This window comes from Streptomyces sp. UH6 (assembly GCF_013421635.1).
Taxonomy (GTDB): domain Bacteria; phylum Actinomycetota; class Actinomycetes; order Streptomycetales; family Streptomycetaceae; genus Streptomyces; species Streptomyces abyssomicinicus.
Genome location: NZ_JACADT010001274.1, coordinates 1 through 1325 on the forward strand (window position 1 = coordinate 1; position 1325 = coordinate 1325).

2 protein-coding genes and 1 pseudogene are annotated in these 1325 nt (G+C 75.1%); 2 read left to right on the top strand and 1 reads right to left on the bottom strand.

The genetic code is table 11. From position 1 onward, the window contains the following. A pseudogene (locus tag HW445_RS33935) lies at window positions 1-125 on the top strand (AraC family transcriptional regulator); the annotation flags it as partial. Window positions 126-220: 95 nt separating this feature from the next. On the opposite strand, the gene HW445_RS31210 reads toward HW445_RS33935, so the two are convergent. After that, window positions 221-766, bottom strand: coding sequence for a PadR family transcriptional regulator (locus HW445_RS31210; RefSeq protein ID WP_180224142.1), 546 nt, complete (start codon window positions 764-766; stop codon window positions 221-223). Between the two features lie 111 nt (window positions 767-877). Here HW445_RS31210 and HW445_RS31215 point away from each other — a divergent pair. Beyond that, window positions 878-1325: alpha/beta fold hydrolase (locus HW445_RS31215; RefSeq protein ID WP_180224143.1), on the top strand; the 448-nt coding region annotated here is incomplete at its 3' end.

Below are 1325 nucleotides of genomic sequence, written 5' to 3' on the forward strand. Positions count from 1 at the left end.
GCGGTCTGGGGACCGCCACCCATCTGCGCGCGCTGATGCGGCGCGAGACCGGCCTCTCCCCGTCCGAGTACCGGCGCCGCTTCGGCCCCGCCGGCCCGGGGGGCCCGCCCTCCGCCCCGGAGTAGGCCCCCACGACACGGTCCGCGCCTCCTGGGCGGACTCCTGCCGTCCCGGGCGTCACGTCCCGGGGGATCATCTCCCGGGCGTCACCGGGCGGGCGTCACGTCCCGGACGCGCTCCCCCCGGCCTCCAGCGTGGTGACGGTCTCCCGCAGCCACGCCGTCTCGGCGCGCCCGGTGGCCCGTGCGACGGTGAGGACGCCGCGCCGGAACGGGTCGTCCAGTTCCTCGGCGCGCAGCGGCCGGTCGCCGTCGAGGAAGAAGCTGGAGGGTTCCTCCAGGAACGCCAGCCGTTGCCGCAGCACCGCGGCCTGCGCGGCCGGGTCCTCCAGGTGGCGGAGGAAGGCGAGCAGGGTGAACCAGCGGTTCTCGTCGGTGATGTCCAGCCGCTCCGGCGTGGCGAGCCTGCGGCGCAGTTCCCGTTCCCCTTCCGCGGTGAGCGTCAGGACGTGCCGTGGGGCCGCCGCGGCCCCCGGTTCGGTGGCCCGCACCAGCAGCCCGGCCTTCTCCATCCGTTTGAGGGCCGGGTAGAGCGTGCTCTCGGCCACCGGTCGCACGTGGCCGATCAGGGCGGTCAGGCGCTTGCGCAGGCCGTAACCGTGCAGCGGCGAGTCGCGGAGGAATCCGAGGATGGCCAGTTCGAGCATGGAGGCATTCTCGCGTACATCGAGCCCGGTGTACCTCGATGTCGATGTATCCTCACCGCGTCAGGATGTCGACGGCGGCCCGCGGGGCCCGCCGCGGAAGGGGTGACGGCGATGCGCCAGACGGATTTCGACGGCCGGGGCAGCCAGGTCCGGTGGACCCAGACGCCCGGCGCGGAGCCGGCCCGGGTGTACGTCCACGGGCTGGGCGCCGCGTCGGCCGTGTACCACGCGCATGTCGCGGCCCGCGGCGAACTGGCCGGGCGGCGCAGCCTCTTCGTCGATCTGCCCGGTCACGGGATCAGCGACCGGCCCGCGGACTTCGGTTACACGCTGGAGGACCACGCGGACGCCCTGACGGCCGCGCTGGACGCGGCCGGGGTGCGCGGGGCGGAGCTGGTCGGGCACAGCATGGGCGGTTCGGTGGCGATCGTGCTGGCCCACCGGCGGCCGGAGCTGGTGGCCCGGCTGGTCCTCACCGAGGCGAACCTCGACCCGCACCCGCCGACGACGGCGGGGAGCGGCGCGATCGCCGCGTACGGCGAGGAGGAGTTCGTCACCG